Raw genomic sequence first — 2,732 nt, forward strand, 5'->3', positions numbered from 1 at the left:
CCCGGAGGATGCGGTAGTAGCTGGACTCTGACGCCACGTAGAGGCCTTCCTCGTCCAGCAGCCGCGGCACGATCTGCCCGGGTGGCAGGCTGGCAAACTCGGGACGATGGCAGATCTTCAGCACCTGCTGACGCTCCTCGGGCGTCAGCGCGTGGCGCGGGACAGGCCGCACGGCCTGAGGCCGGCGGTCCTGATCGCCCCGTACCCAACGGCGGTAGGTGTTGGTGCCGATGCCGAGCTCTGCACAGGCGGCCTGCAGACGAGCTCCTTCGGCGCGGGCCTCATCGATCAGCTGTACGGCGTCCTGGCGATCTGAAGCGCTGATCATTCGTCCTCGTCCCCCCAGATCGCCCTCGCCTTTTTCCTAAGAAACTACCTTCTCGAAGGCTTGCACAGGAGCCAGCTCATAGCCCAGCGACTTCGCACGGCGGTGGAGGTTACTCACCAGCCGCTGCCGATAGCGTGCTTCATAGTAGTTGGCCCCCGGGTCCTGGTACTGCCAGCCGAACCGCAGGGTGTTGTAGAACAATATCGCCATCTTGCGTGCCGTGGCAGTGACAGCCTTGGCTTTACCGATGCGGCTGGCGAGTCGGCGATAGAAGGCGCCCAACGCCGTCTCCGTTCGTCCGATGACAGTGGCGGCTAAGCGTAACAAGGCCGCCGCTCGACTTTTGGTCCGCCGCGTTCGCGATGACAGCAGCTTGCCGCCGGAGATCTTGTTGCCCGGGGACAGGGCGAGCCACGAAGTGAAGTGCTTGGCCGTTGGCCAGCGGGCCATGTCGATGCCACATTCGGCGATCAGCTTGAGCACCAGATAGGCCCCCAACCCATGAATCTGTGTCAGATCGGTGCCAAGAACCTTGTACAACAGCTCGCGCAAGCCGAAAGTCGGGGCGTTGGGCTTATTGCCCACATAGCGCCTAGCAGGTGGCAGGGGTCGCGTTGGCATCGGGGCCGATTCGGCCAGAGCGATGAGGGCCTGCTCGATATGACGGTCGCAGTCGGCAACATGCTCCTGATAGGTGTCGTAGAGGGCTAGCGACTGGCGCAGGGCCAGCACATGCTCCTCGCGGTAGTGGCCCACCAGTGCCTGACGGATGGTCTCTTCGCTGGACTTGCACCGCCAGTCGCGATAGCTGGCCAGCACGACGGGGTTACGTTCGCCGGCGACGATGGCCCGCAGAATGCGCATGCCAGTCTTGCCGGAGATATCGCTGACGACATGGTGGAGCTGAAGATTCATCTCCATCAGCGCCTTCTGCATATGCTGAATATGTGAGGCGCTATAGGCCAGCAGGCGCTCACGATGCCGGACCAGCGCACGCAGGCTGGCCAGTTCCTGCGTCGGACGAAAACTGCCACGTAGCAGTCCGTAGGCGTGCAGCCGCTGCAGCCACTGAGCATCATTGATGTCGGTCTTACGGCCTGGCACGTTCTTGACCTCGCGAGCGTTAGCCAGGATGACGTCCAGACCGCGCTCTTCCAGGATCTCGAACACGGGAATCCAGTAGATGCCGGTGGATTCCATGGCGACCGTGGTGATGCTCATGTGCACCAGCCAGTCGGCCAATCGCTCCAATTCGTGAGTGAAGCTGTCGAAGCGCCGGACGGGCTCGGGGTCACGGTCTGGAGGAATGGCTACCACATGAAAGCGCGCACCGATATCGATGGCCGCCGCGTCGGGGTGCACGACCTGCAACTTGCTACGACGCTGGCAGGGAGAGGGCTGGCGAGCCATGACATGAACTCCTCAACGACCCGTGGAAAGGGAGGCGCCAGAGGAGGCGGCACTGAACGGTACTATTTTCCTAACCGGGATCACCGGCGAGCGGTGTCGCCACTGTCAAGTCCAGATCGCCGCCCGAACCATGTTTCTCGACGGGGACGAGCCACCAAAAAAAGGACGGCTGCGCCTCTGGCACCCAAGCTGACTATAGGCAGCCGCCGAGTTTCTGTCTCTACAAGAGGGTGCCAACCCTAAAGCGTTTCTGAGGGCCAGTAACGCTGCAGTTTCCGCCAAGGCCTCGTTCTTGCGCGCAAGCTCCTTCTCCAGTGCCTTGATGCGCTTGCGCTGCTGCTTGGCCTCGTCGGCCTCACGTTGGCGTTCCGAGTGCGAGAGACTGGCGGCCTGCTCGCAGTCATGCCGCCACCGCTCCAGCTGTTCGGGATAGATTCCCCGACGGCGGCAGAATTCCGCTGTTTCCTGGGCGTTCATCGAGGCAGTTTCGAGCACGGCGCTGAACTTGTCCTTGGACGACCAGCCATCGGCGCCCTTGCCCAGAGCATCCGGCAGACAGCGGCCTTCGGCACGGGCTTCCTTGCGCCACTTGTAGACGGTGCCCAGCGAGATCCCCTCCTGCTCCGCGATCACCTGCGGAGAGAGGTTGTGGGGAGGCAGCAGCTTGGCGACCACGGCTTGCCGGCGCTCCTCGGAGTAACGAGGCATGAGTGTCTCCTTTCGCCCCCTGATCGGTTTATAAGAACAGGGTATCAGAGGGTGCGACACTCATCCTGACACTGGGGGCTTATTGCCCACATAGCGCCTAGCAGGTGGCAGGGGTCGCGTTGGCATCGGGGCCGATTCGGCCAGAGCGATGAGGGCCTGCTCGATATGACGGTCGCAGTCGGCAACATGCTCCTGATAGGTGTCGTAGAGGGCTAGCGACTGGCGCAGGGCCAGCACATGCTCCTCGCGGTAGTGGCCCACCAGTGCCTGACGGATGGTCTCTTCG

General features: G+C 62.7%; 3 protein-coding genes and 1 pseudogene. All 4 read right to left on the bottom strand.

Annotated elements, in window-relative coordinates; all coding sequences use genetic code 11:
- On the bottom strand, positions 1 to 328 hold a 328-nt coding region (locus tag SCI24_RS21265; protein ID WP_412930363.1), incomplete at its 3' end, for a helix-turn-helix domain-containing protein.
- 36 nt (positions 329 to 364) lie between these two features.
- Positions 365 to 1,738, bottom strand: coding sequence for an IS110 family transposase (locus SCI24_RS21275; RefSeq protein ID WP_318727264.1), 1,374 nt, complete (start codon positions 1,736 to 1,738; stop codon positions 365 to 367).
- Between the two features lie 105 nt (positions 1,739 to 1,843).
- Positions 1,844 to 2,446 carry a transposase gene (locus SCI24_RS21280; protein WP_318727265.1) on the bottom strand — a complete coding sequence of 201 codons (603 nt, stop codon included), beginning with the start codon at positions 2,444 to 2,446 and terminating at the stop codon, positions 1,844 to 1,846.
- A 60-nt stretch (positions 2,447 to 2,506) separates the two neighbouring features.
- Positions 2,507 to 2,732: pseudogene (locus tag SCI24_RS21285) on the bottom strand (hypothetical protein); the annotation flags it as partial.

Source organism: Halomonas sp., from assembly GCF_033549285.1.
Lineage (GTDB): Bacteria > Pseudomonadota > Gammaproteobacteria > Pseudomonadales > Halomonadaceae > Halomonas.